This window comes from Rheinheimera baltica, from assembly GCF_030731985.1.
GTDB lineage: Bacteria > Pseudomonadota > Gammaproteobacteria > Enterobacterales > Alteromonadaceae > Alishewanella > Alishewanella baltica.
Genome location: NZ_JAPJDY010000013.1, coordinates 33,471 through 56,199, shown reverse-complemented (window position 1 = coordinate 56,199; position 22,729 = coordinate 33,471). Strand labels below are relative to the sequence as shown.

26 protein-coding genes and 1 tRNA gene are annotated in these 22,729 nt (G+C 41.7%); 12 read left to right on the top strand and 15 right to left on the bottom strand.

Translation table 11 applies throughout. The features are described 5' to 3' along the window. Window positions 1-138 precede the first annotated feature (138 nt). Window positions 139-837, bottom strand: a complete 699-nt coding sequence (locus ORJ00_RS18260; RefSeq protein WP_027671114.1) for a DUF3581 family protein — start codon at window positions 835-837, stop codon at window positions 139-141. A 165-nt stretch (window positions 838-1,002) separates the two neighbouring features. Here ORJ00_RS18260 and ORJ00_RS18255 point away from each other — a divergent pair, with 165 nt between their 5' ends. Together ORJ00_RS18255 and ORJ00_RS18250 are read left to right on the top strand one after the other, a co-directional pair. Further along, on the top strand, window positions 1,003-1,449 hold the full coding sequence (locus ORJ00_RS18255) for a hypothetical protein (protein ID WP_305975687.1): 447 nt from the start codon (window positions 1,003-1,005) through the stop codon (window positions 1,447-1,449). Between the two features lie 71 nt (window positions 1,450-1,520). Further along, window positions 1,521-2,003 (top strand): YchJ family protein, encoded by a 483-nt coding sequence (locus ORJ00_RS18250; RefSeq protein ID WP_370304659.1) that lies wholly within the window; start codon window positions 1,521-1,523, stop codon window positions 2,001-2,003. Window positions 2,004-2,017: 14 nt separating this feature from the next. On the opposite strand, the gene ORJ00_RS18245 is transcribed toward ORJ00_RS18250, so the two are convergent. Then, window positions 2,018-2,485 (bottom strand): VC2046/SO_2500 family protein, encoded by a 468-nt coding sequence (locus ORJ00_RS18245; RefSeq protein WP_306140517.1) that lies wholly within the window; start codon window positions 2,483-2,485, stop codon window positions 2,018-2,020. A 124-nt stretch (window positions 2,486-2,609) separates the two neighbouring features. Here ORJ00_RS18245 and ORJ00_RS18240 point away from each other — a divergent pair. Together ORJ00_RS18240 and ORJ00_RS18235 are read left to right on the top strand one after the other, a co-directional pair. Next, window positions 2,610-2,694: transfer RNA gene (locus ORJ00_RS18240), tRNA-Tyr, on the top strand. A gap of 116 nt (window positions 2,695-2,810) precedes the next feature. Continuing rightward, window positions 2,811-4,442 (top strand): tetratricopeptide repeat-containing response regulator, encoded by a 1,632-nt coding sequence (locus tag ORJ00_RS18235; RefSeq protein ID WP_306140516.1) that lies wholly within the window; start codon window positions 2,811-2,813, stop codon window positions 4,440-4,442. Here the strand turns inward: ORJ00_RS18235 and deoC are convergent, their stop codons facing one another. Together deoC and ORJ00_RS18225 are read right to left on the bottom strand one after the other, a co-directional pair. Further along, the gene (deoC, locus tag ORJ00_RS18230; RefSeq protein ID WP_306140515.1) at window positions 4,443-5,168 is read right to left on the bottom strand and encodes a deoxyribose-phosphate aldolase; all 726 of its coding nucleotides are present in this window, start codon (window positions 5,166-5,168) and stop codon (window positions 4,443-4,445) included. It lies immediately after the preceding gene. A gap of 242 nt (window positions 5,169-5,410) precedes the next feature. Further along, window positions 5,411-6,109, bottom strand: a complete 699-nt coding sequence (locus ORJ00_RS18225) for a M48 family metallopeptidase (protein ID WP_306140514.1) — start codon at window positions 6,107-6,109, stop codon at window positions 5,411-5,413. A gap of 131 nt (window positions 6,110-6,240) precedes the next feature. On the opposite strand from ORJ00_RS18225, the gene xthA reads away from it, so the two are divergent. Beyond that, complete coding sequence (gene xthA / locus ORJ00_RS18220; protein ID WP_027671120.1) at window positions 6,241-7,047, top strand: exodeoxyribonuclease III; 807 nt, start codon at window positions 6,241-6,243, stop codon at window positions 7,045-7,047. Between the two features lie 26 nt (window positions 7,048-7,073). Here the strand turns inward: xthA and yfbV are convergent, their stop codons facing one another. Continuing rightward, window positions 7,074-7,520: a terminus macrodomain insulation protein YfbV gene (gene yfbV, locus ORJ00_RS18215; protein WP_027671121.1), complete on the bottom strand. Its 447-nt coding sequence runs from the start codon at window positions 7,518-7,520 to the stop codon at window positions 7,074-7,076. A gap of 581 nt (window positions 7,521-8,101) precedes the next feature. Here yfbV and ORJ00_RS18210 point away from each other — a divergent pair. From ORJ00_RS18210 to ORJ00_RS18195, 4 genes are read left to right on the top strand one after another with little or no spacing between them, the layout of a single operon-like run. Beyond that, complete coding sequence (locus ORJ00_RS18210) at window positions 8,102-8,602, top strand: PTS glucose transporter subunit IIA (RefSeq protein WP_306140513.1); 501 nt, start codon at window positions 8,102-8,104, stop codon at window positions 8,600-8,602. Further along, entirely contained in the window at window positions 8,599-8,946 is a 348-nt protein-coding gene (locus ORJ00_RS18205) for an ArsC family reductase (protein ID WP_027671123.1), read from the top strand. Before ORJ00_RS18210 ends, ORJ00_RS18205 begins: the two co-directional genes overlap by 4 nt. 2 nt (window positions 8,947-8,948) lie before the next feature. Further along, complete coding sequence (gene dapE / locus ORJ00_RS18200) at window positions 8,949-10,091, top strand: succinyl-diaminopimelate desuccinylase (protein WP_305975671.1); 1,143 nt, start codon at window positions 8,949-8,951, stop codon at window positions 10,089-10,091. Further along, window positions 10,088-10,765, top strand: a complete 678-nt coding sequence (locus tag ORJ00_RS18195) for a M15 family metallopeptidase (RefSeq protein ID WP_027671125.1) — start codon at window positions 10,088-10,090, stop codon at window positions 10,763-10,765. Before dapE ends, ORJ00_RS18195 begins: the two co-directional genes overlap by 4 nt. Window positions 10,766-10,768: 3 nt before the next feature. Here the strand turns inward: ORJ00_RS18195 and yejK are convergent, their stop codons facing one another. Beyond that, window positions 10,769-11,815 (bottom strand): nucleoid-associated protein YejK, encoded by a 1,047-nt coding sequence (gene yejK / locus ORJ00_RS18190; RefSeq protein ID WP_027671126.1) that lies wholly within the window; start codon window positions 11,813-11,815, stop codon window positions 10,769-10,771. Window positions 11,816-11,885: 70 nt separating this feature from the next. On the opposite strand from yejK, the gene ORJ00_RS18185 reads away from it, so the two are divergent. Together ORJ00_RS18185 and ORJ00_RS18180 are read left to right on the top strand one after the other, a co-directional pair. Next, a complete protein-coding gene (locus tag ORJ00_RS18185) occupies window positions 11,886-12,110 on the top strand; it encodes a YejL family protein (RefSeq protein ID WP_027671127.1) in 225 nt (74 codons plus the stop codon). 6 nt (window positions 12,111-12,116) lie between these two features. After that, the gene (locus ORJ00_RS18180; RefSeq protein WP_305975669.1) at window positions 12,117-13,634 is read left to right on the top strand and encodes a DUF3413 domain-containing protein; all 1,518 of its coding nucleotides are present in this window, start codon (window positions 12,117-12,119) and stop codon (window positions 13,632-13,634) included. Window positions 13,635-13,669: 35 nt separating this feature from the next. Here the strand turns inward: ORJ00_RS18180 and ORJ00_RS18175 are convergent, their stop codons facing one another. Both ORJ00_RS18175 and rlmF read right to left on the bottom strand, forming a co-directional pair. Beyond that, complete coding sequence (locus tag ORJ00_RS18175) at window positions 13,670-13,957, bottom strand: hypothetical protein (protein WP_027671129.1); 288 nt, start codon at window positions 13,955-13,957, stop codon at window positions 13,670-13,672. Between the two features lie 191 nt (window positions 13,958-14,148). Next, a complete protein-coding gene (gene rlmF / locus ORJ00_RS18170; protein ID WP_306140512.1) occupies window positions 14,149-15,090 on the bottom strand; it encodes a 23S rRNA (adenine(1618)-N(6))-methyltransferase RlmF in 942 nt (313 codons plus the stop codon). A 135-nt stretch (window positions 15,091-15,225) separates the two neighbouring features. On the opposite strand from rlmF, the gene ORJ00_RS18165 reads away from it, so the two are divergent. Beyond that, complete coding sequence (locus ORJ00_RS18165) at window positions 15,226-16,062, top strand: CvfB family protein (RefSeq protein ID WP_306140510.1); 837 nt, start codon at window positions 15,226-15,228, stop codon at window positions 16,060-16,062. 146 nt (window positions 16,063-16,208) lie between these two features. On the opposite strand, the gene ORJ00_RS18160 is transcribed toward ORJ00_RS18165, so the two are convergent. From ORJ00_RS18160 to ORJ00_RS18130, 7 genes are all read right to left on the bottom strand, one after another. Next, window positions 16,209-17,453: an SAM-dependent methyltransferase gene (locus ORJ00_RS18160; protein WP_306140509.1), complete on the bottom strand. Its 1,245-nt coding sequence runs from the start codon at window positions 17,451-17,453 to the stop codon at window positions 16,209-16,211. Beyond that, complete coding sequence (locus tag ORJ00_RS18155; RefSeq protein WP_306140508.1) at window positions 17,450-18,199, bottom strand: DUF1365 domain-containing protein; 750 nt, start codon at window positions 18,197-18,199, stop codon at window positions 17,450-17,452. Before ORJ00_RS18155 ends, ORJ00_RS18160 begins: the two co-directional genes overlap by 4 nt. Next, complete coding sequence (locus ORJ00_RS18150; protein ID WP_306140506.1) at window positions 18,199-19,455, bottom strand: NAD(P)/FAD-dependent oxidoreductase; 1,257 nt, start codon at window positions 19,453-19,455, stop codon at window positions 18,199-18,201. The genes ORJ00_RS18155 and ORJ00_RS18150 overlap by 1 nt, the downstream gene beginning before the upstream one ends. Before the next feature lie 28 nt (window positions 19,456-19,483). Next, window positions 19,484-19,924 (bottom strand): nuclear transport factor 2 family protein, encoded by a 441-nt coding sequence (locus ORJ00_RS18145; RefSeq protein WP_027671135.1) that lies wholly within the window; start codon window positions 19,922-19,924, stop codon window positions 19,484-19,486. Further along, complete coding sequence (gene phrB / locus ORJ00_RS18140; protein WP_306140505.1) at window positions 19,921-21,342, bottom strand: deoxyribodipyrimidine photo-lyase; 1,422 nt, start codon at window positions 21,340-21,342, stop codon at window positions 19,921-19,923. Before phrB ends, ORJ00_RS18145 begins: the two co-directional genes overlap by 4 nt. 1 nt (window position 21,343) lies before the next feature. Next, window positions 21,344-22,285, bottom strand: a complete 942-nt coding sequence (locus ORJ00_RS18135; protein WP_306140504.1) for a YbgA family protein — start codon at window positions 22,283-22,285, stop codon at window positions 21,344-21,346. 145 nt (window positions 22,286-22,430) lie between these two features. Beyond that, on the bottom strand, window positions 22,431-22,727 hold the full coding sequence (locus ORJ00_RS18130; protein WP_305975657.1) for an integration host factor subunit alpha: 297 nt from the start codon (window positions 22,725-22,727) through the stop codon (window positions 22,431-22,433). Between the last annotated feature and the right edge of the window lie 2 nt (window positions 22,728-22,729).

Genomic DNA, 22,729 nt, shown 5'->3' with positions numbered 1-22,729 from the left:
TCACCCGAAGCACCCTTACTGCAGCACCCCGTGGCATGGCGCGCATTATAGGGCGTTTTGAAACTCGTGCAAGGGGTAAAATGAATAAAAGCGCCTAACTGCTGATAGTTTGAACAATTAAGCATTTATGTATGCCGCTTAAGCAAATTCTTTGCGTCTATTATATTCCGCAATCATCTGCTGCATACCTTCTTCTTCATATGTCATTAAATTGCTCAGGATCATACGCTTCTCTCCTGTGCCAATAGCTTTGCCATTTTGAGTTAATGAGAACGCTAAAATTACATTGCCTCTTTTGCCTTCTACTTGCAAGGAGGACTTCGTCAACACTAGCTCCACTTTATCTGTTGGTAAGCATTCAAAACTTAGGGCCATGCTTTGATATATCACTAAAGGCCGCTGAGGATTAATCATCACTTGATGTTGTTGCATTAATGGTTGCAAAATATGAGGGAAATTTTGACCTGAAAAACTTACATAGTCCCGAATCAGCGGTTCTATTACTGTTAAGTCATGTTGACATTTACCATTATGCTTTAACGACAAATACACTTTGCCCTGACTATCACTAATAGTTATGACATTGTCTTGCTCATTACACTGCAGAACAACATCAGCTCCAACCATACCTGCAAATTCACAGCTTAGCTGTTCAAAAATGCCATACCGGGTAAGTAAGTGAGAAAACAGCAAATCACCCGGTACACAAAAACGCTTAGCATCTTCGTCATGAATTGGATTAAAATCCGTTGCCACTTGTTTAGCGAACTCACTAGCTTGTTTGCGACTAAACGAGAAACCTTCACTACTTTGTTGAACATACTTTTCTAACAACATTGACTACTAACTCTTATCTATAATTACGCACTATTCTACCGGACTATAACACACTGAATGGTCTAGCCAGTCTCGGGACATAAATTTACAAAACACGCTTGCTTTTTGACCTATCCAACTATACTGTATATCCATACACTGTATATATAAACATATAGGGCTGCTATGTATAATCGCTCAATGAATCTTCTTACGTCAAAACGTTCAAATACCGTTCTAAACGATACTAGGTTATTTAGGCCCCATCCGATTAACAATGACGGAAATAACGTACAAGATGCCACAAAACAAAGTTTGCTTCAGTTAATACATCAGCATCAAGATAAACTGGGGTGGATTCTATTAATTGCTCCTACTTGCATACCAAATAAGTTATGGGCTGAGCAGTATCAATTATCGATGCAACACGTGTTAATCATTCACGAAAAACAAATAAAGAGTTTGACTCAAACTGTTCAGCGAGCTCTTGAATCTACTAGTTGCAAAGTTGTCATTAACTTTGCCCCACATTTAGACAAGCAGCAGCTAGAAAATTTCAGTTTGCTGGCAATTAAAAATAATACCTGTTTTTATCAGTATGAGCATATTGAAGCTAATCAACTTACGCATTGACCACTAACTTCTTTAAGACAACTAAGTTAAGGTACGTTAAAATCGTGGCTCTATTAAACAGGCATCTGACTATGCGATGTTATTGCGGTTCTGAAAAAGAGTTTAGTGTGTGCTGCCAACCATATTTATCTGGCAACTTACTAGCGCGAAATTGTGAGCAATTAATGCGATCTCGTTATAGCGCTTATTGCCATAAAGACATTAACTACGTCTATCAAACATACCATTCATCAGTACTCCCTAATAATACTATCCAGGAAATAGAAGCTTTTGCTAATAGTGTGCATTTTGTCCGACTTGATGTGATATTAACAGAGCAAAGCGTTGATGAAGGTTATGTCACTTTTGAGCTCATTTACATTCAGGATAATTTTTTGTGCGGATTTATGGAGCGATCTCGATTTGTATTTGATAAAGGTTGGTATTATGTCGATGGTGTTTTAAAAGATAGTACGCCAAATAAGATAAGTCGTAACGACCTTTGTCCATGTAATAGTGGTAAAAAGTTTAAACAATGCATTATACACGTACCATCTGGTAGTGGCATAAGCTAGATGCAAACCCGCAATTAGGCAGCTACGTTGTTTAACTGTTGCAAAACTTCATAAAGTGCGGCGGGATTAGTCTCTTGTCTTGTCATGTTTTGTTGCTGCAGACGTCTGCGGCTATGTAAACTAAGATTCAGCCAAATATCTGAGTTAAGTCTATTTTTGTCGTCAAACTGAGATAACGGAGGAGGATTTAAGTAAATAGCAAGTTTAAGCTGCACCAAGCCATCTGTTTGTATTGCCTGGCAATGCCTGTTTAACAAGCCTATATCCGCCTCATTAAGCGCATAGTGTCGCTCTTTTTCAACACTAAACTGTTTATATATGTCTGTAACAGTTTTGTTTGTATCAGCTGATGGAGTATTAAACTCTGCAGACTCTTCAATTGCAGTTGAAAGCAGAGATAAATAGAGAGAAAAATCTGCTCTGTGTGAATGCTGTAATGCTGTATTCAGTTCTGAGTTTAGTTGCCATTCATTAATAATCATGTTGTGCTACCGTTAAATTTTGAGCAATTTTGCCCTTATTGTTTCATTTATCGGCAGTCAGCAAAAAAAATTGAGTAAATGACTTTACATAAAAAGTGTTTTTGATACTATGCGGTCCACTCGTGGAGGGGTTCCCGAGTGGCCAAAGGGATCAGACTGTAAATCTGCCGGCACTGCCTTCGAAGGTTCGAATCCTTCCCCCTCCACCATTTTCCTATATTTTGTAATTCTACAGCCTAATTACCTCATTTTTATAAATCTTCTTGCTTAATCTTATGTAATTTCCGACACTTAAAACTTATTTATTTTCTCTATAGTGGTGTCGATGAATAATAAAACGCTTGAGAATCAACGAGTATTAATTGTTGATGATCAACGAGCCTTTCAGCTTATGTTTAAGGGTATATTGTATTCTATGGGCGCAACAAATGTGGCTTTTGCCCCCACCGGAGAACAAGCGTTAGCTAAGTGTGCGAATGGAAGTTATGACATCCTATTCGTCGATTACCATTTAGGCGTAGGCAAAAATGGCAAACAACTATTGGAAGATTTACGAGAGAAAAAATTACTCGCACCGCATAGTATTTTTATGCTCGTTACTGGCGAAAATACAGTCCCCATGGTAATGAGCGCAGTTGAGCTTGAACCTGACGACTACGTTGTTAAACCATTTTCACAAAGTGTTCTACGCAGCCGTATTCAACGAATACAAAGAAAAAAAACGCAATTAGCTACACTTTATCAAGCATTGTTTGATGAGCAACCTGAATTAGTTATAGACTTGTGCCAGCAAGAAATATTGAAAGAAGGACGATACCAACAGTTTTGTAAGCGCGTTCTGGTAGAAAACCTACTAGCAACTGAACGCTATGATGAAGCAGCGCTAATACTTGAAAACACCCTTTCGCAACGACGGAACGGTTGGGCCGTGTTACTTATGGCTAAACTGAGCTTCTTGAAACAGAACTACGCTGAAAGTTTGGTATTATGCAAAGAAGCGATTGAAGATAATCGTTATTTTGCAGAAGCTTACGACATTCAAGCTAAATCTTTCCTCGCAATTGGAGAAATAGATGAGGCTTTTAGTAGCATTCAGGCTGCGGCCGAAATTGCCCCTTTTAATATGCCAAGACAATATTTACTGATCGAAATCGCACGTGAACTCGATAACATTCCACAACAAGTACAAGCCAGCAAGCAGCTATATGAGATAACCCGCCGTTCGATAAAACAAGATGTTGTCCATCTGCTTAATTATATTCGCACCATAATAGACGCAGCCGTAAGAGCAGATGATCCGCAACAACGTAATCGTTATCTACAAGAAGTTTCGCTAGCACTGCAACGGGTTAAGCGTGATGAAGGCATGATGCGCGACATAGATTTTGGTTTGTTTGAACTTTTATGCCAAGCCAGGCTTGAATCTCTAAGTGGCGCACAATATCAAGCAAAAAAAGTGTATGCATCGGTAGCTGAACAGCTAGTCGAGCAGCATCAAATATTGCCTGATGCCGTGTTTTTACTGAACCAAATCGGTGAATTTGAACAAGCAAGCAGTCTAACAAAGCTCGTACCGGAAGAGCTGATGAGCAACCCGTTATTGAAAACACTGTTTAGTGATCAACAACACCACGTTGATCATAAACAAATGCAGTTTGGTGAGTTGAATAAAGCCGGTATAAAAAGTTACAAGCAAGGTAATTTTACTCAGGCGGTTCAGCAATTTGAATCAGCATTAGACTTGGCGCCAATGAACACTGGCGCTGCACTTAACCTTATTCAAGCATCTATTCAATTACTTAACCGTCAGCAAAAAAGAAAATCTACCGAGTTGTTTGAACGTTGTAAAAAAACCTTTAGGGTTGTAGACAATATGCCACTCCCTGATCACCATCGTTCACGCTATACAGATCTTTTACAACAGTTTGAAAAGCTGCGAGAAGAATTTCGTCGGTAATCAGCTGGCTTTGAGTTGGTTGGCAACATCATAAGCTAATGCACTTGCACCAATTCGCATGTTTGAATTGAGTGCAGTTTTCCCAGTAATATCTTCAAAGAGTTGTACTAAACCGACGGCTTGCTCTACACTTCGAACCCCACCTGAGGCTTTAAAACCAACATTTTTTCCTGAAGCAGCAATTACTGTTAGCATAATACGGGCAGCTTCTTCGGTAACACCTACAGCTACTTTACCCGTAGAGGTTTTAACAAAATCTGCACCACCTTCGATGGCTAACTCACTGGCCTTAGCCACTTGTTGCGCAGTCACTAGCTCACCAGACTCAATAATAATTTTTAGTACGGTGTTTTTACTTGCCTGGCGAACATCATATAGAAAATGCTTAACCGCACCATATTCCCCCCTTAACAACGCTTTATATGGCAAGACACAATCAATTTCAGTCGCACCGCCTAAAATACTGCGTTGAATTTGTTCACAAACGATATCAGCATTCGCCTCACCTTTTGGAAAATTAACTACGGTAGCAATAGCCATGGTTAGCTGACGCTCTGACCAATTTATTAGTGACGCCATAAACTCTGGATAAACGCAGTAAGCAGCAGCGGGCATAGTTGGTAAATCTTTAAGCCATTGCAAAAACGTAGCCGGCGTTTCGTTATCTTGTAATCGGGTGATGTCCAATAATTTTGCGAGTTGCTGAAGGCGTAATCGATTTGTCATAGTGGTTTTTCCAATAACATTGCTGCCGTTGAGGCAATCTACTAATAAACACTCTATTGATGGCGTGGAGCTTAAACCAAGTGTTGGCGAAATTGCAAAAATAGTGACGTAAAAAAAAGCTAAAAATATTTTGAATTATTTCCAATAAGCGGCGTCTTAGTAATTAGTAGTTGTTAAGTAGTATCCGTTCTCTCCTGTTTTCATGTCCTAGTATTTTCGCCGGCCTAACCGCCGGCGTTTTTTTATAGGTCTAAGGTATGTTGATAACGTTTCAGCCAATTTTTAGCCTCTTCCATTTGTGGGTAATAATCGCTAACCAACGACCAAAAGTCACTAGAATGATTCAAATGTATAAGATGAGCGAGTTCATGAACGACCACGTAATCAGCTACCCAATCTGGCGCCATCATTAGACGCCAGTTAAAGCCAAGTTCACAGTTTTGCTTACAATATCCCCAGCGAGTCTTCCAATTACCTATAACAATCTGCCCAGGCTGCACCTTCATCTCTTTATGCCAATAATTAACCCGTTCACTAAACCAGATAAAAGCTTGCTGTTTATACCAATCTTGCAACAAAGCTATCACTTTGGCATTGAAACTATCAGGCTTGACCCTATTGGATACAGTAATATTCAACACGCCGTCAACGCTGATAATTGATGATTTTGTCATGCGTTTAAATGTTAGTGGCAACTTAACATTCTGCAGGGGAAGCAGCCCAAGCTCCAAGTAATCAGGCTTATTCACTAATACTTTAGATTGTTGGAGATGTTTAACAACCCAAAGTCTCTGCTCAGCAACAACGCGTTTTATGTCGGCTAAATTAGTCGTCAAAGGGGCTCTGACAACAAGGTGTCCTTGTCTAACTTGCAAAGCAATACTTCGTCTTTTTGCACTAAAAACCACATGATAACTAAAGCTTTCAGTATCAATTTTCAAATGCGACAACACAAACCCCAGTAATGTATTAATCATGACTTGTCATTACTGCATTGTGCCATAGCAGAATGTAAAGTGTTATCATAGGTCATGTTTATATGTTTTTAAGTAATGTAAGGCTAAGCAAATTAATGAAAATTATCTCTTTTAACATCAATGGGATCAGAGCTCGATTACATCAACTTAAAGCTCTACTAGATAAACATCAGCCTGACATTGTCGGCTTACAGGAAATTAAAGTTCATGATGATGAGTTTCCTTTAGCCGATGTCCAGGCAATGGGCTATCACGTCTATCACTACGGACAGAAAGGACACTATGGCGTAGCCATACTTAGTAAGTTGCCAGCCATCCATATGCAGTATGGTTTTCCTACCGATCAAGCTGACGCCCAACGCCGTATGCTAATTGGACAATTTCAAATGGATGATGGTAAACCACTCACAGTTCTAAATGGGTATTTTCCACAGGGAGAAAACCGTGAACATCCGACCAAGTTTCCGGCAAAAACTAAGTTTTATGCTGATCTACAACATTATTTGGTAACTCATCATTCACCGGAAGAAAATCTTGCCGTTATTGGTGATATCAATATTTCACCAACAGACTTAGATATTGGCATTGGAGAAAGTAATGCCAAGCGCTGGTTACGCGAAGGAAAAACATCTTTTCTTCCGGAAGAACGTCTTTGGCTTAAGCAGCTAAAGGATTGGGGCTTAATTGACACATTTAGAGCATTGCACCCAACAGCAGATGCGCAATACAGTTGGTTTGACTACCGTTCAAAGGGGTTTAATGACAACCGGGGTTTGCGAATAGATGTTATTTTGGCAACAGCAACACTTTCTGCGCGCTGCATAGAAAGCAGCATTGACTATGAATTGCGCGGCATTGAACGGCCATCAGATCATGCGCCAGTTTGGTCAGTTTTTAAATAACTAAATACAATGGCTGTAACACACTGTTACAGCCATTGTTTAACAAAGGTTCTGTCCAACTGCTGATACGCTTGTTGGAGCAATACGGCAAGATCTTTGTAACATCCTGGCTGTTTTGCCGGCGCCAACGAAATACCACACTGCTGCATTTTCTCTCTAATCTGCTGATACCAGCTCGCGATTGATGGGGGTAATGGTGTAGCGGCCCGCACCCCTAGCCAATACCAACCTTGCAAAGGCAAAGTAGCAAGAAACAAAGACATGGTAAGGATTTGAGGCAAAAACGTTGCGCCTAAAAAATGATATTGTACCCCCGCACACACGAGTGCAAGCAACGGTAAAAAGCGACCTGCAATTGACGTTAGCAAGATTACTTTATTTTCAACAAATAAACTATTTAGCTCTGCTTTTGCAGGCCACTGCTTACTGTACTCTCGACCAGCCAGCATTGTCGTATATAGCGGATACTGCATTGCGTGCTCCCACTGATAAAGTCACTATGCAACGATAGCATAAAAGACTTACCTTTACCTTAATAGCTAGCTCGTCTACAAACAGCCGGCACTTGCTTGTTCAGTATCTCCTGCAAAATAATAAAGAAGAGTGAATAATTTCACGTTAAAACTTACACAAAACTGAATTTAACATCGTCAAATTGCATAAAAACACTACAAAAGTGACTTTTTAACCAGCTTAACTGAAGATTATGTGCTAATTAAAACTAACAAAAAATATGCCAACATATAATACTGTTAATTTACAATAACATAATCCAGTTAAACACCGTTACACACAAAGTTATCCACAAAATCTGTGGACAACAATAAGCCATTAAACATAAGCGTAAGGTGCTTTAATCACGAAATTAAAGCTATAAATTAGCAGCTTTTGCGACGATTCCATGATTAAACTCAAAAAAGCCATAAATTTAAATTATCTTATATACGTTATCCTATCTTTAACGCAATAATGTAACGTCATCAGTAAGAACGTATTGAGTCGGGCTACTGGATTGCAGTAGCATATATACCCAAACTTATTCGGTACTAAGCATATGATCCAGTGGCTTCCATACCTTGATGCAACGTTAGGTTTAGCGATTAAAAGCCCTGCAACCGGCCAAATTAAGCCAGTTACAACACATTCGGATCTGTTATATAACGCAAATGTCTTACCACAAGCTTTGTGCATCGACCTTCAGCACGGTACACTTGTTTCACCATTTTCAGGTCATTTTACGAACAGCTTGCATGGCGGTAGAAGACTAACCTTTAAACATAAAAGCGGACTAACATTACAGATAGATTTAATGGTAAGTCAGAATATATCTCCAAGTATGGCAATTAAACAATTGGTGGGATCCGGACAAGCTGTGCAGCAAGGCCAAACCGTTTTGAGACTCGATCTTCAACTTTTACAAAATAGTGATGAATGTAAGGCAGTACTGTCCGTTTTGCCACATCCTGCCATAGCAGCGGTTTATAGCTCAGAATATTTCGTTGAAGCCTCCAACGACAACGCTTTCGTTATTCAATTAAAGAACACTAAAATATGACTACACTTTACGGCATAAAAAATTGCGATACGATAAAAAAAGCGCGCAACTGGCTAAGCCAGAATGATGTGCCATATCAGTTTGTCGATTATCGTACTGACGGCATTAGCCATGAACAACTTGCTACTTTTGCCAAAGCCTGCGGCTGGCAAAATTTACTCAATACCCGGGGAACCACATACCGCCAGCTCAATGAGGCTGATAAAGCAGATTTAACTGAAGAAAAAGCGTTAATACTGATGTTAGCCCAACCAGCAATGATTAAACGGCCATTGCTTGAACACGAAGGGCATTGCCATTTAGCGTTTACCCCAGATCAGTATCAACGTATTTTTGGATTATAGAAATGACTATAACAAGTGCTGTAGTTGAGTTAACAAAAGCGCTCATCTCTCTCCCCTCTGTTACACCTGAAGATGCTGGCTGCCAGGAGCTAATGGCAAAGCGTTTATTAGCATGTGGTTTTAATATTGAAGTATTGCACTATGACGATACGTTAAATATGTGGGCAAGACGAGGTAATGGTAAGCCTGTTTTTTGTTTTGCAGGTCATACAGATGTTGTACCAACTGGCCCGGTTGAGCAATGGCATACACCGCCATTTGAACCCACCGTAATTGGCGACACTTTATATGGCCGCGGCGCTGCCGATATGAAAGGCAGTTTGGCAGCAATGATTGTTGCTACCGAACGCTTTTTAAGCCGCTTCCCTGAGCCTAAGTTTGATCTTGCTTATTTAATTACCAGTGACGAGGAAGGGCCTTTCATCAATGGCACCAAAAGGGTCATTGAAACATTGGAAGCACGAAACGAAAAAATACAATGGTGTATTGTCGGCGAGCCATCCAGCAGCCAAAAAGCCGGTGATGTGGTCAAAAATGGCCGTCGGGGTTCGTTAACAGGGCATTTATTAGTCAAGGGAATTCAAGGCCATGTTGCCTATCCGCATTTAGCAGACAATCCAGTACACCGCGCTGCAGCAGCGTTAGCTGAGCTTGCAGCTGAGCAATGGGATGATGGCAATGCGTACTTTCCTGCTACCAGTTTTCAAATAGCTAACATCCATGCAGGTACAGGCGCTTCTAATGTGATCCCTGGTGAGCTAAATGTAATGTTTAACTTCCGTTACAGCACGCAAAGCACTGCAAATGAACTCCAGCAACGCGTTATTGCATTGCTAGATAAACATGGTCTGAATTATCAGCTAGATTGGATACTAAATGGCCTGCCTTTTTTAACAGAACAAGGTAACTTAGTCGAAGCCACAGTGAAAGCCATCAATCAGGTTCAGGGCTTTTCGCCACGTCTTGAAACAACTGGAGGAACTTCAGATGGGCGTTTTATAGCGCCAACTGGAGCGCAAGTTGTCGAGCTAGGTCCTTGTAACGCAACCATTCATAAAATCAATGAATGTGTTTCTGTTACCGATCTTGAACAACTGACAAAAATGTATGAAGCGATACTGGAGCAGCTTGAGCTAAGTCTATGACTGCCTTTAACAGCGAGATGCTCACCGGATTAACGGATAAACACCTGTTTAAACGTGACGACGGTTTTATGCTGCACCAACAAGCTCTGCAACCGTTTAACAGGTTGCAACAAGCAGCTGCTGGTGATGGAATAGACATTAAAATTGTCTCGGCATTTCGCTCATATCAACGACAGGCCTCTATCTGGCAGGCAAAACTCTCTGGCGCGCGACCAGTATACAATCCGCTTGGCCAACAAGTGAACATGGATTCATTAAGCCCAATGGCAAGACTAGATGCTATTTTGCTTTATTCTGCGTTACCAGGTGGCAGCCGTCATCATTGGGGAACCGAACTCGACGTGTATGATGCCGCGGCGGTAGGCGCTGACTATCAACCTCGGTTAGAACCAGCAGAGTATCTAACCGGAGGGCCGTTTTACAAGTTACAGCAATGGTTAATTCAACATGCTGCTGATTACAATTTCTTTTTACCTTACCAAACATATAACGGCGGCGTTGCTCATGAGCCTTGGCATATTAGCTACAAGCCAATATCTAGCTTATTTCTCGCCAAATTAACGCCCGACATTCTGCGTGAAACTTTGATAAAACACCCTATTGCGGAACAAGAGCTTGTTTTACAGCACTTGCCCCGCATTTTCAGTAAGTATGTCAGTAATATTTGTCAGTAAATGCTATTCGGTTGAGCTTTCGTTACGGTCAAACGCGGAATAGCCCTGAATAAAACGCTGTAGCTGATCACGTAAGTTAGGCGGTGTACCTTTAATCAAAATTGTATCGCTGTGTGGATCATACTGCACTCTATCGCCAAGTAATTTCTGTTCAAAACTGAGTGAAAGCCCTGCCCCCTGACCACTAAATTTAATGAGTTTTTTCAACTCTTTAACCTCAACAGGAAACTGCGAATCCACCCCCAGTTGCTGCTCCTGGCAGTAGCGTAAAAAGCCTTGCTGTTCTTGTTCGTCGATCACTGCAGACAATTCGGTCAACACTACATCTTGTCCGGCCTTGGCGCGTTCTTCGCAGTAACTGTACACTTGTTTTCGTGCGTCGTTTTTTTCCGTGCTGTCAAAGTCAGCTGCCGTAAAGTATTCCTCAACAGAAGACAACACCACTTTACTATTGGCTTTAGCATCAGTGCCTTCTTCACAACCTAAGAAATCTAAAAAGAAATCGGCAACTTTACGACCTGCACGCCCGCGAATAAAGCTAATATATTTACCATGCTCTGGCGAACTTTGATATTCAGTAAGGTCAAGCCTTGCAGCAAGTTGCATTCGCGCAATGTCAAGATGGCGTGAAGTGGACAATTCAAGATCTTCAGTTAATGAAAAATGATCTTTACTACCCAGTAAGCAAAACAATAAATAATCACTCGCTAAATAGCGGTAATGGCACACTAACAGATAGCCACTTTCCGGCATCTGATGCGCTAATAACTGCTGCTCAAGTACTGACGTTGCAGTATTAGCCAAAACAATGAAGTCACTATTTTGTTTTTGCCAATCCTGTAGCACTGTAACAACCTGCTGATCTTTTGCTGTATTGAAGGCTGCGTAGCCTTTAGCGGGCTTACCATTATACGCCAGATGTAACTGTTCAACTAAATGTGCTACCGACGCAGTAGGCGTAACCAATGCGGGACGATAATGCGCTTTGCTGCGGGCTTGCTCATCCAGTTCAAGATAATTTATTGCCAACTGCTGTACATCTACTGACATAACTTTTCCTGTTTAAAATGAATTCTGTTACTATTCTACCTGTTTAAACCACATGACTTGCGGATAATTCATGCCAATTGTATCAAAGTATTCCACTGCACAAATTGAAAAACTGGTAAATCAATTACTGGACGTATTACATACTGAAAGTGCTACGACTGAGTTAAGTCTAATGTGTCTTGGCAATGCCATTAGTCACGTTGTAAATAGCAGCGTGCCTGCCGCTCAACGTGAAGCTGTCGTCGCACATTTTAATCAGGCATTAGCTGATGCCGTAAATAGCAAAGTTAGCTAGGCAATTATGGTGCTTGAAAATAGCCTGTCGCTGGTAAAAAAAGTGAATCGCTTACTTAACTGGGGGCATTGGTTTAGCTTTTTTAATATTTTATTAGCACTGGCCGTAACGTCGGTGTATTGGCTATCAGAACCGGCTCCTATCACAGCAATTGGCTGGCTATATTTACTGGTCAACTGGGTTGGACATACTGCATTTTTATGTTTTATGTTTTTTATCCTGACGATATTTCCGATATCGTTAATTTTCCCTTATCAACGCCATGTGCGCGGTTTAGCTGCAATACTTGCCAGTACCGCATTTGTGGTGCTGATATTCGACGCCTATGTATACGCAAATTTAGGCTATCACATTGGCAGTGCATCTATTGATCAGGCCACAGAGCTGCTTAGACAACAAATTGTGACTAATTTACGCAATTTTGTGTTAATTGTCCTTACTGTTGGCGCATTGCTGTTTGCCCTGGAACTGACGGTGAGCAATTACTGCTGGAAGAAAATCGAACGTCTCAAAAAGTCTTCCATGACAACGCCACTTTTTATGGGGTTTATTGGTAGTTTTATGTTAAGCCATTTGCTACACATCTATGCTGATGCGAATTTGCAACTGGATATAACTAAACAAGATAATGTCTTACCACTGTCCTACCCTGCCACCGCAAAAACCTTTCTTGCCCGCTACCAATTAGTGGATTTGAATAGCCGGGCTCAACTACAGTTAGACAAACTAAGCTATCCCAGCAAGCTTTCCAGTGGCCAAACACTTGTGTGCAATGACGACGATGCAGGTAAGCCAACCTTACTGCTCGTTAGTGACACACTGCCGGCTGCGACATCAAATTTATTAGCCGCAAAAGGGTTACACCCCCTGGAGCAGCACTTTGCTCCACGCAATACAAATGAAGCGTTGTTACATCTTTTGTATGGTAAGTTCAGCGTTGATGATAATGCGCAACAGTGGCTGGAAAATGCACCAGGCTGGCTAAACCAACTCGGTAACGGACGGGTTAGCATCAGCCGGCATGAAGATACTAAAATTACGGGTGTACCTTGGTTAGAACATACTAATAATAGCGCTTTCGCTATAGTATTCGATAATAAACCGCTACAACACTGGGCGCTGTATCAACAATATAGCAATATTGTGTTACTGAGTTTAACCGGGCAGCATGACAATTTTAATCTGGCTCCTGCAGAGGTTTGGTCCAACTGGGCTGCGTTGCGTAAACTTCAGCCGCATCAAGTGACTCAGCAGCTAGACTGGCTACCGACACTGTTAGCACAGGCCGGTTGTAGCTCGCACATGAGCTGGTTAGGTGACAACTTGTTAAAGCCAAGAGCATTACCCAAATTGACAATCAGTGGGCAGGAAATTATTAGCTTCAAAAAAGACAAGATGGTGATCCTTCGTGCCGATGGTAGCTATGGCGTTTGGTCAGCAGGAACTTTGCTACCGTTGAATGATAAGCTTGATCTTGCCATGCTAACAGACGCATTAAAGCGAATTGAGCAGTCACAAAAATAGTGTGTCTGCTTTAGTGCATGATCTTATAACATGCTTCAATGCACACTCCGAACCGGTGCTTTATGCGGACGTCCAGATAATTCAAGCTCAGCTAAATGCAGCATATTTGTCAGTGCAATGGGTGCAACTGTTTGAGAGAAGCGTTCAATATAAGCGATTTCGGCCTCCTTCAACATTTGCTGGCAAAGTTGATCATAAAGACTAAAGCCATCATAAGCTAACGGTTCATTTAACTCCGCCAGTTTAAGCTCACGCTGACGCCGCATAAACCAGTGTAATAAAAACTCATATTGTTTTACGTCAAGCCACTGTCGCCAGTCCATCCTCGCCTCCTGAACAGCATCGTATCAAGATGATAATTAATAATCACGATGACGCTAAACATCATGTATTGCCCTTGGCAGTCTTATTACCATAATAGATCCGGCAGTAAAAACTTTCGGTTACATTGTGGATGAAAAGATTTGGGCAAAAATAATAGCAGCGAAATTAACTATCCAAAGTGATGGGTATGTTAGCTATCATTATCAGTGGCACCAAAACGTTGCCGTTGTTGTTCTACAGTTAAAAAACTCCAAGCGAGAATCCGACTAATTTTGTTGCCCTGCCGCATTTCAATCACTTCAGATTGTACCACGCCAACTGATCGCAACAATTTTTGCAATGGTGGCAAATGCTTTTGCTGTGAAACCAAGCTACTAAACCAACACACCTGTGGTTTAAATAGCTGACTTTCTGTAATCATTTGTCGAATAAAGGCTAGCTCGCCGCCATCACACCATAACTCGTGCTGTTTACCAGCAAAGTTACGCCCTTTGCCTTCCGCCGCCTTACCAAGGTTGGCCCATTTACGCTCATTTGCGGCGTCAGCTTCGGCTTGCGAAGCAAAAAATGGCGGATTACACATTGTTAAATGAAATTGCTGACCTTCGCCAATCACGCCACTGAAAATAGCATTAGTATCTGGCTGCTCAATAATTTGAATTGATGATTTAAGAGCCGTGTTAGCCGCAACAATAGTTGCTGCAGCTCTCACTGCCACAACATCAATATCTGATCCTGTTACGTGCCAGCCATAACTTTGGTTTGCAATAATAGGGTAAATACAATTTGCTCCGGTGCCTATATCCAGCAATTTAATCTGTTTTCCTTTAGGTAGCTGTGAAAAAATTCTACCTAGCAAGTCGGCTAAATAATGCACGTAGTCAGCCCGGCCTGGGATTGGCGGACAAAGATAGCCTGCGGGTAATAACCAAAATTTCACATGATAGTATTTAGCCAACAACGCTTGGTTTAGCAGTAATACAGCCTCTTTATCAGCAAAATCTATTGTTGCTTCGCCGTTTGGGTTCTTGGAAACAAAGGCTGCCAACTTGGGTACAGCTGCGCATAGTGCGTTAAAATCATATCGTCCCTGATGCACGTTGCGTGGGTGAAGTAACTGCGGTATAGACACCTAAGCATAAGCCTATATAAATTAAAATGACGCTTAGTTTATCATGCTCAGGCTAATATACAGCAGCGTGACAAAAAAACCGCTACAATAGCCGGCATTATACTTCGCCTTAACGGGCTAACTTTTGGAATCTGCATGCTGGCACTTGGAAAAATTAACCGTTTGACGGTAAAAAAACAGGTTAAATTTGGCTTTTATCTCGATGGATTAAGTTGGGGAGAAATTTTACTGCCTAATAACGTCAGTCCCGCTGGGCTGGAGATTGGCAGTGAGCTTGATGTATTTCTCTATCTGGATTCAGAAGACCAACTTATCGCGACGACTGAACGGCCTAAAATCAAAGTAGGCGAAGTGGCACAACTAGATGTTGTTGCTACAACAAAAGTAGGTGCTTTTGTAAATTGGGGCTTAAAGAAAGACTTACTTGTTCCTTTCAGTGAGCAACAAATCCCATTAAAAGAAGGCCAAAAGTACTTATTGTATTGCTATGTTGATAATAGTAATCGCATAGTCGCGTCAACTAAACTAGACCGTCACCTGCATAAAACGCCTCCCTCTTATAATGCCGGCGACAAGGTTAGCATTATGATCAGTGAACAAACTGACATTGGCTACAAAGCAGTAGTGAATCATCAACACTGGGGTGTCTTGTATAAAAACGAAGTGTTTAAACCGCTAAGACGTGGCGACAAAATGCAGGCTTACATTGTTAAAGTGCGTGATGATGGCAAAATTGATATAAGACTCAATGCATCAACGTTTAAACAAGCACAAGAGCTGAGCGACCGTATCTTATACAAGCTGCAACAAAATGACGGCAAACTGGCACTAACGGATAAAAGTTCACCAGAACTTATCTATGCAGCCTTCGGTGTGAGCAAAAAAGCCTACAAACAGGCGATTGGCAGTTTATACAAAGATAAGAAAATTGTTATTGCTGAACATGGTATTATTTTGGTTCCAACGACCTAACGCTTGGCTAGATATCTTCTTAAGCAAAAGTAACGTTAACTTCTTACCCTCCTAAACTAACAAAATTTGGAGGGTAAGTGTGAAAGTGAAAACGTGTTAAGGCAACGCATAACTCACAGCACTACCTTATCGTGCAAATAGTACGCTTAAATAACGTTACGATTCTGTGGTTTCGACAGGACAACATGTACCGCACTGGTCGCACGCTCCAGAAACCCGCCCTCGCAATAACACAAATAAAAATGCCATAAACGAACAAAGTTATCATCGTAACCCAGATGATGTACCTTATCGCGGGCATGCATAAAATTATCACACCAATCTTTTAGTGTTCTGGCATAATCAAACCCAATGTCCTGCAGGTGCCTTACTACGAGGTCTGTCTTTCTGCCAATGGCGTCAGTCATTCGGCTAACAGATGGCAAACATCCACCGGGAAAGACATAGCGTTTGATGAAGTCGACTTCGCGAACATATTGCTGATACCGTTGATCTACTATGGTTATGGCTTGCAATACCATTATGCCATCAGGTTTTAGCAAGTTTGCGCATTTCTCAAAATAGGTATCTAAGTAATCCTCTCCGACCGCTTCTATCATCTCAATCGACACTAATTTATCGAATTGGCCACTCAGGTCACGATAATCATTAAACAATATGGTAATACTATCTTGTAAGCCTAACTGTTCTACACGGGCTTTTGCATAATCAAACTGCTGTTGCGAAATAGTCGTAGTGGTTACCTTACAGCCAAAATGTTGTGCGGCGTAAATTGCCATGCTGCCCCAACCCGTGCCAATTTCCAATAAATGATCTGACGATTTCAGCTGTAGCTTTTCACAAATTAGTTGCAGCTTATGCTGCTGTGCTTTTGCCAGATCGGTATTAGCGTCAGGGTAGACAGCACTGGAATACATCATGCTGTCATCCAAAAACAACCGATACATGTCATTACCTAAATCGTAGTGCGCCGCAATATTTTTCTTTGCCTGAGCCTTAGAATTACGATTGCGCCAATCCATCATTTTAAGCAATGGTCGTCCCAACCGGGTAATCGCAGAATCAAGCTTGTCTAATGTCTCCAGGTTTAATGCAAAAATGCGTACCAACGCCGTAAGATTATCACATCGCCACCAGCCCATAATGTATGCTTCACCGCCCCCAACCGAACCTGCCATAACAAGCTTCTTATAAAAACCAGGATCTACAACAGTGATCACTGTTTTTAAGGTAGCGTGTTCATCACCAAATCTAAGCCGTTGATTACCTTCGATTACGGTGATATCACCAAACTTAAGTTTACTAAAAAAGTCCAACGCAAACTTACGACACAATCGATCAAACCAGGTAAGGTTCGTAAATTGAGGGGCTTCTGTCAGGCTTATTGTCATGCATTGGTATCCTTTGTCTTTGGGTGGGCATGCACTGGTATACGTTTTACCAATAGTCTAAGTGCGTGCCAATATATACGTAATAAAACCTGTACGTTTTGCCATGGTTGCCGGATCAACCAACGTTTACGCCATTGCTTAGTCAAACTGTGTCTTTTTAACGTGATCCAAGCACTAAAAATGTGCTTATCCGCTTGGGTATTACGAATACTGCAGAGCAAACTATCGTCAGGCGATGAAATTTGCCAATGATACTGCATGTCCATTGGATTAAATGGCGACACATGAAATGCTTTTTGATGCTGGTAATGCTGCTGTTCAGGTTGAATTTTTTGCAAATAGTAGTGACGCTCATTCCAAGGCGTATTTGTTACTTCAGCGAGTAAGTAACAAAAGTTATTTTGTGCGTCATAACAGTAGTACAGTGTTATAGGGCTAAAATAAAGCCCCCAGTTAGCCAATGGGGTCAGTAAATAAATCTGGCTTATAAGTTTCTCACCACCAAGCAGTTTTACTTTGTCCCTAACAGCGTCTGCAATATTGCTAGCGCCGGTAAGATAGTCTTTTCGCCGATAACTTAATGCACCAAATCGCTCCAACTGAATGCCATTGTGCGCTAAGGCAGTACGCGTTAATGCCGCACTATCCAACCAATAGTAGGCTAAAGGATAGGAAAAGCCGTGCTCGCGAGGTAACAATCGAAGATGACCTACCTCGCCTTGATACACTGCATGGCCAGACTGCATTAAAATTGAACTCCTAACTGCGCTGCTACATCAACAGCGCTTTTTGCACCATCCTCATGAAAACCGTTATACCAGTAAGCGCCGGCAAAAAAGGTATTATTTTGCCCACTGATGCTATTGCGCTTGGCCTGAGCTGCTAATGTCGTGTCGTTATATACAGGATGTGCGTAATGGTAAACACCTAAAATTTTATCTTTCGCAATAGCTTCACTGTGGTTTAACGTTATACAAAACGTAACGGGTGCGGTAATACCTTGCAATAAATTCATATTGTAAGTCAGGGTTGCCCGCTGCGTTTCACTGGCATCCAAGTTATAATTCCAAGCCGCCCAAGCGCGCTTACGTTTTGGTAACAGGCGAGTATCCGTATGCAAAACCACCTCATTTTGTTGGTAAGCAATATCGCCCAATACTGCACGTTCTTCGTTGGTTGCATTATCACCTAGTAACGCTAATGCTTCGTCACTATGGCATGCTAATACCACTTTGTCATACTGCTCTTCACGACCATCGTCAAAACGAATGGTAACACCGTTTTGGCTTCGCTCAATTGCAATGATATGTTGATTGAGTTTAACGCTGTCGCTGCCCAGTTTCGCTAACAACGCATCAACATAAGTTTTTGAACCGCCTTTAATTACTGCCCACTGCGGCCTGTCTGTTACATTAAGCAAACCATGGTTTTGGAAAAAACGTAGAAAAAACCGTACTGGAAATGCCGGCATATCAACCAAACCTGCCGACCAAATAGCAGCGCCCATGGGTAGAAGATAATTCTCTTTTATCGCTTTGCCAAAACGGTGCTTTTGCAGAAACTCCCCTAAAGAAAGTTCAAGATCAGCTGCATCTTCTTGCAACAATCGTTTACCTAGTGCATTAAAGCGCACAATGTCACGCAACATTAACCAAAACGAGGGACGAAGTAAATTACGGCGCTGAGCAAACAAACTTGTTAAAGTATTGCCATTGTATTCTAAGTTTTTAGCCGGATTCTTTACCGAGAAACTCATTGTGGTGTGCTTGAATTCTACACCCAACTCGGCAATAAAACGGTTAAAAATAGGGTATGTCCAATTGTTAAACACAATAAAGCCAGTATCCACAGCATAGCGTTTACCTTCTACTTCAACGTCCTTTGTTGCGGTATGGCCACCAAGATAATTATTCGCTTCGAGCAATGTTACATCATATTTTTGTTGCAACAAATACCATGACATCATGCCTGAAATGCCACCACCAACTACTGCTATTCGCATACTGCTTCCTTTTACTGACCTCTAATCATTAAGAACTGGCCATTCGTTGTTTAACTTTATTGGTAACCCAACCTAACCCCGGTAAATGTTGGTACACCATTTCATCTAAATCATAATAATCACGATGATAAATAATAACGCCGTCTTGCCAACGCAGCACTGAACAACCGTCTACTTCAATAATTTTGCCTTTACCAATAGCCGGATGTGAAAAGCGCATTTTCCAACTTAAAAAACCCTGCTCACCCTGCTCCATTTTATCCAGCCCAACAAACTCACTGTATTTTAATCTTGCATAAGCATGCTCAAAATAGTGACTTAATGAGTGCAAGCCATGTATTTCATGCACAGGGTCGATAAACACCACGTCAGGGTGATACACCTCAGTCAAACGCTGCATATTTTGACTGGATAACCCGTTATAAAAGGACAAAAAATTTTCAATGCGTGGTGCCGCTACTATATTCATGCGTTTTTCTTGACCTCTGCAAAAATCTCTAAAGTGTGCTTGCGTGCAGTTGCATGGTCGACAACAGGCGAGAAATAACTTTTTACCCCACCTAACGAATGCGGCCAGTGTATAGCCTTACCTTGCAGTTTGCTTAGCTCTGGCACATACAAACGAATAAACTCGCCTTGCGGATCAAACTTTTCACTTTGGCTTACTGGGTTAAAAATACGAAAATATGGCGCAGCATCAGTACCGGTAGAGGCCGCCCATTGCCAGCCACCGTTGTTTGCAGCAAAGTCGCCATCAATTAACTTTGACATAAAATATCGCTCGCCCCAGCGCCAATCTATATGCAGGTCTTTAACAAGGAAACTTGCGGTAATCATCCTTAAACGGTTATGCATCCAGCCGGTTTTATTAAGTTGTCTCATCGCGGCGTCAACAATAGGGAAGCCGGTTTGACCTTCACACCACGCTTTAAACAATGCTTCGTTATTGCTCCAGCGAATGCCGTCAGTTTCTGACTGAAAAGGTTTGTGCTTTATCAGGTTTGGGTAAGCCACTAATATGTGTTTATAAAATTCACGCCAAATAAGCTCTGAAAGCCATATTTCAGCACCCGATTTATCGCTTTTCCAGCTATCTTTGGCCTCTATTTGCAAACGGGCAACACATTGTGCTGGTGAAATAACGCCAATGGCGAGATAAGCTGATAATAGTGAAGTGCCATCTATAGCAGGAAAATCACGAGCGGTGTGATAAGCTCCGACCTTTTCCTGACAAAACTGCCGCATCTTACCCAACACCTCCACTTCATCTACAGACCATGCAGCTGAGCTGTTATCACCTGACTGCATTTCATCAAACTCAGGTAGCACAATGGTATTAATAGCTAATGGCTTAGGCTTTGGGTAACAACGCACGCCATGCTGTTTGAGGGCCGCCAGCCAATTTCGCTTAAAAGGGGTAAATACTTTGTATATGTCGCCTTGCTGAGTTCTTACGGAGCCTGGCGGCATGATGCACTGGGTGTCAAACTCAATATACTGACCGCCACTGTCGACCAGAATTGTCTCGACTTGCTTGTCACGAAGCTGCTCACGAAGTTCATATTCACGCTGAACAAATACAGACAGCTTATAATGCTTAACAAGCTGGACAAACACTTCGCCTACCTGTTTATAATCATTGCCTTCAACTGCAATTAACGGAATATTAAGAACCGCTAACTCTGTTTTTAGTTGCATAACACGCCGACGAATTAAATCCTGCTTAATTAATGCCATATCATGCTGCTGCCAGCTATCAGGAGTGGCAATAAAAAGTGCAACAAGCGGGGAGCCGTTTCGGGTTGAATGCTCTACTGCGCTATCTAACACTGCATTATCATAGGCACGCAAATCATTACGAAACCACACTACGTTAAGTTGCTGCATATCAGGCTCTCAATCCCAGGTTTTCAGGGTAAGGTGAAAAATAACGTTGCGCACTTACATACTCGTTGGGATGCTCAGACAAATGGTGTTGCAGTAACGTAATTGGCGCTAAAAGTGGCACAAACCCCTGCCGATATCGATGAATTAGCTCAGATAATTCTTGTTTTGCTTTTGCCGTTAGCAGATTTTTCATAAATCCCTGCAAATGCTGCAGTACATTACTGTGCAGTTTGCGACTGGCGATATTTTTTAGCGCCTGCATTAGCTCAAGCAAGTAGCGTTGTTGCAGTTCTTCCGGTGAAAACAATTTTGCTTGCGCTACCAAACGACCAAGTTGACGATATGCTACAGGGCTATGCGCCATTACTAAAAACTTATAGCGACTGTGAAAAGCAACGAGCTTGCCTACGCTAAAACCATCACACATAGCCTGTTGAAAATCATGGCAACTGAACACCCGACAAATAAAATTCTCTTTTAACGCCGGATCAAATAACCGGCCATCTTCTTCTACCGGTAACCATGGATACACTTGCATTAATTGTCGCGTAAATATACCCACACCAACTTTGCCAAGACTATCGCCATTAGCATTAAACATTTTTACCCTTTCCATACCGCAACTGGGCGACTTTGCGCAAACGACATATCCGGAGAGATGAGCCAACTGAGGTAATTTTTTCTGGCTAAAGGAAAGCATCTTGTCAGTATGATCGATAGAAGTATTATTGCTTTGTACCAAGTGAACGTTATGTTCATCATCTAGTTGTAAGCGTATTGCCGGGCGTGGCGCGGTCATACCAATCGCCATTTCCGGACATACCGGCACATACTCTACAAGCGGAGCGAGCTGCTGCAGACAAAAAGTTGATGCCTTGTGTCCACCATCATAACGAACTTTTTCACCTAAAACACAAGCACTGATACCTACTTTAACTGACATAACCAACTCATATCCTATTTATTGATATTGTATACTTATCTTAGCGCCTTTCAGATCGGAAAAATGTAGCGCTGCCAAATCAAATGCATAAAAAAACGGCAAGATGCCTTCGCAACTTGCCGTTTATATATTTGATAGCAACAACTTATTTTTTGCTAGTGCCTACTTCTACACGAGACTTTAACTTTTGTCCCGGTCGAAACGTCACAACACAGCGAGCTGATATTGGAATATCCTCTCCGGTTTTTGGATTACGGCCTGGACGTTCATTTTTCACCCGCAGGTCAAAATTGCCAAAGCCCGATAACTTTACCTGATCGCCCGCCTCCAGAGCTGTGCGGATCTCTTCAAAAAAAGCTTCCACTATGAGTTTGGCATCGCGTTTACTAACGCCAAACTTTGTAAACAGACGTTCTGCTAAATCGGCTTTGGTAAGCGCCATTC

Bases quoted from the DNA above. Each gene is read 5' to 3' on its own strand.
- ORJ00_RS18260 (WP_027671114.1), bottom strand. From the start codon at position 837: ATGTTGTTAGAAAAGTATGTTCAACAAAGTAGTGAAGGTTTCTCGTTT.
- ORJ00_RS18255 (WP_305975687.1), top strand. From the start codon at position 1,003: ATGTATAATCGCTCAATGAATCTTCTTACGTCAAAACGTTCAAATACC.
- ORJ00_RS18250 (WP_370304659.1), top strand. From the start codon at position 1,521: ATGCGATGTTATTGCGGTTCTGAAAAAGAGTTTAGTGTGTGCTGCCAA.
- ORJ00_RS18245 (WP_306140517.1), bottom strand. From the start codon at position 2,485: ATGATTATTAATGAATGGCAACTAAACTCAGAACTGAATACAGCATTA.
- ORJ00_RS18235 (WP_306140516.1), top strand. From the start codon at position 2,811: ATGAATAATAAAACGCTTGAGAATCAACGAGTATTAATTGTTGATGAT.
- deoC (WP_306140515.1), bottom strand. From the start codon at position 5,168: ATGACAAATCGATTACGCCTTCAGCAACTCGCAAAATTATTGGACATC.
- xthA (WP_027671120.1), top strand. From the start codon at position 6,241: ATGAAAATTATCTCTTTTAACATCAATGGGATCAGAGCTCGATTACAT.
- yfbV (WP_027671121.1), bottom strand. From the start codon at position 7,520: ATGCAGTATCCGCTATATACGACAATGCTGGCTGGTCGAGAGTACAGT.
- ORJ00_RS18210 (WP_306140513.1), top strand. From the start codon at position 8,102: ATGATCCAGTGGCTTCCATACCTTGATGCAACGTTAGGTTTAGCGATT.
- ORJ00_RS18205 (WP_027671123.1), top strand. From the start codon at position 8,599: ATGACTACACTTTACGGCATAAAAAATTGCGATACGATAAAAAAAGCG.
- dapE (WP_305975671.1), top strand. From the start codon at position 8,949: ATGACTATAACAAGTGCTGTAGTTGAGTTAACAAAAGCGCTCATCTCT.
- ORJ00_RS18195 (WP_027671125.1), top strand. From the start codon at position 10,088: ATGACTGCCTTTAACAGCGAGATGCTCACCGGATTAACGGATAAACAC.
- yejK (WP_027671126.1), bottom strand. From the start codon at position 11,815: ATGTCAGTAGATGTACAGCAGTTGGCAATAAATTATCTTGAACTGGAT.
- ORJ00_RS18185 (WP_027671127.1), top strand. From the start codon at position 11,886: ATGCCAATTGTATCAAAGTATTCCACTGCACAAATTGAAAAACTGGTA.
- ORJ00_RS18180 (WP_305975669.1), top strand. From the start codon at position 12,117: ATGGTGCTTGAAAATAGCCTGTCGCTGGTAAAAAAAGTGAATCGCTTA.
- ORJ00_RS18175 (WP_027671129.1), bottom strand. From the start codon at position 13,957: ATGGACTGGCGACAGTGGCTTGACGTAAAACAATATGAGTTTTTATTA.
- ORJ00_RS18165 (WP_306140510.1), top strand. From the start codon at position 15,226: ATGCTGGCACTTGGAAAAATTAACCGTTTGACGGTAAAAAAACAGGTT.
- ORJ00_RS18160 (WP_306140509.1), bottom strand. From the start codon at position 17,453: ATGACAATAAGCCTGACAGAAGCCCCTCAATTTACGAACCTTACCTGG.
- ORJ00_RS18155 (WP_306140508.1), bottom strand. From the start codon at position 18,199: ATGCAGTCTGGCCATGCAGTGTATCAAGGCGAGGTAGGTCATCTTCGA.
- ORJ00_RS18150 (WP_306140506.1), bottom strand. From the start codon at position 19,455: ATGCGAATAGCAGTAGTTGGTGGTGGCATTTCAGGCATGATGTCATGG.
- ORJ00_RS18145 (WP_027671135.1), bottom strand. From the start codon at position 19,924: ATGAATATAGTAGCGGCACCACGCATTGAAAATTTTTTGTCCTTTTAT.
- phrB (WP_306140505.1), bottom strand. From the start codon at position 21,342: ATGCAGCAACTTAACGTAGTGTGGTTTCGTAATGATTTGCGTGCCTAT.
- ORJ00_RS18135 (WP_306140504.1), bottom strand. From the start codon at position 22,285: ATGTCAGTTAAAGTAGGTATCAGTGCTTGTGTTTTAGGTGAAAAAGTT.
- ORJ00_RS18130 (WP_305975657.1), bottom strand. From the start codon at position 22,727: ATGGCGCTTACCAAAGCCGATTTAGCAGAACGTCTGTTTACAAAGTTT.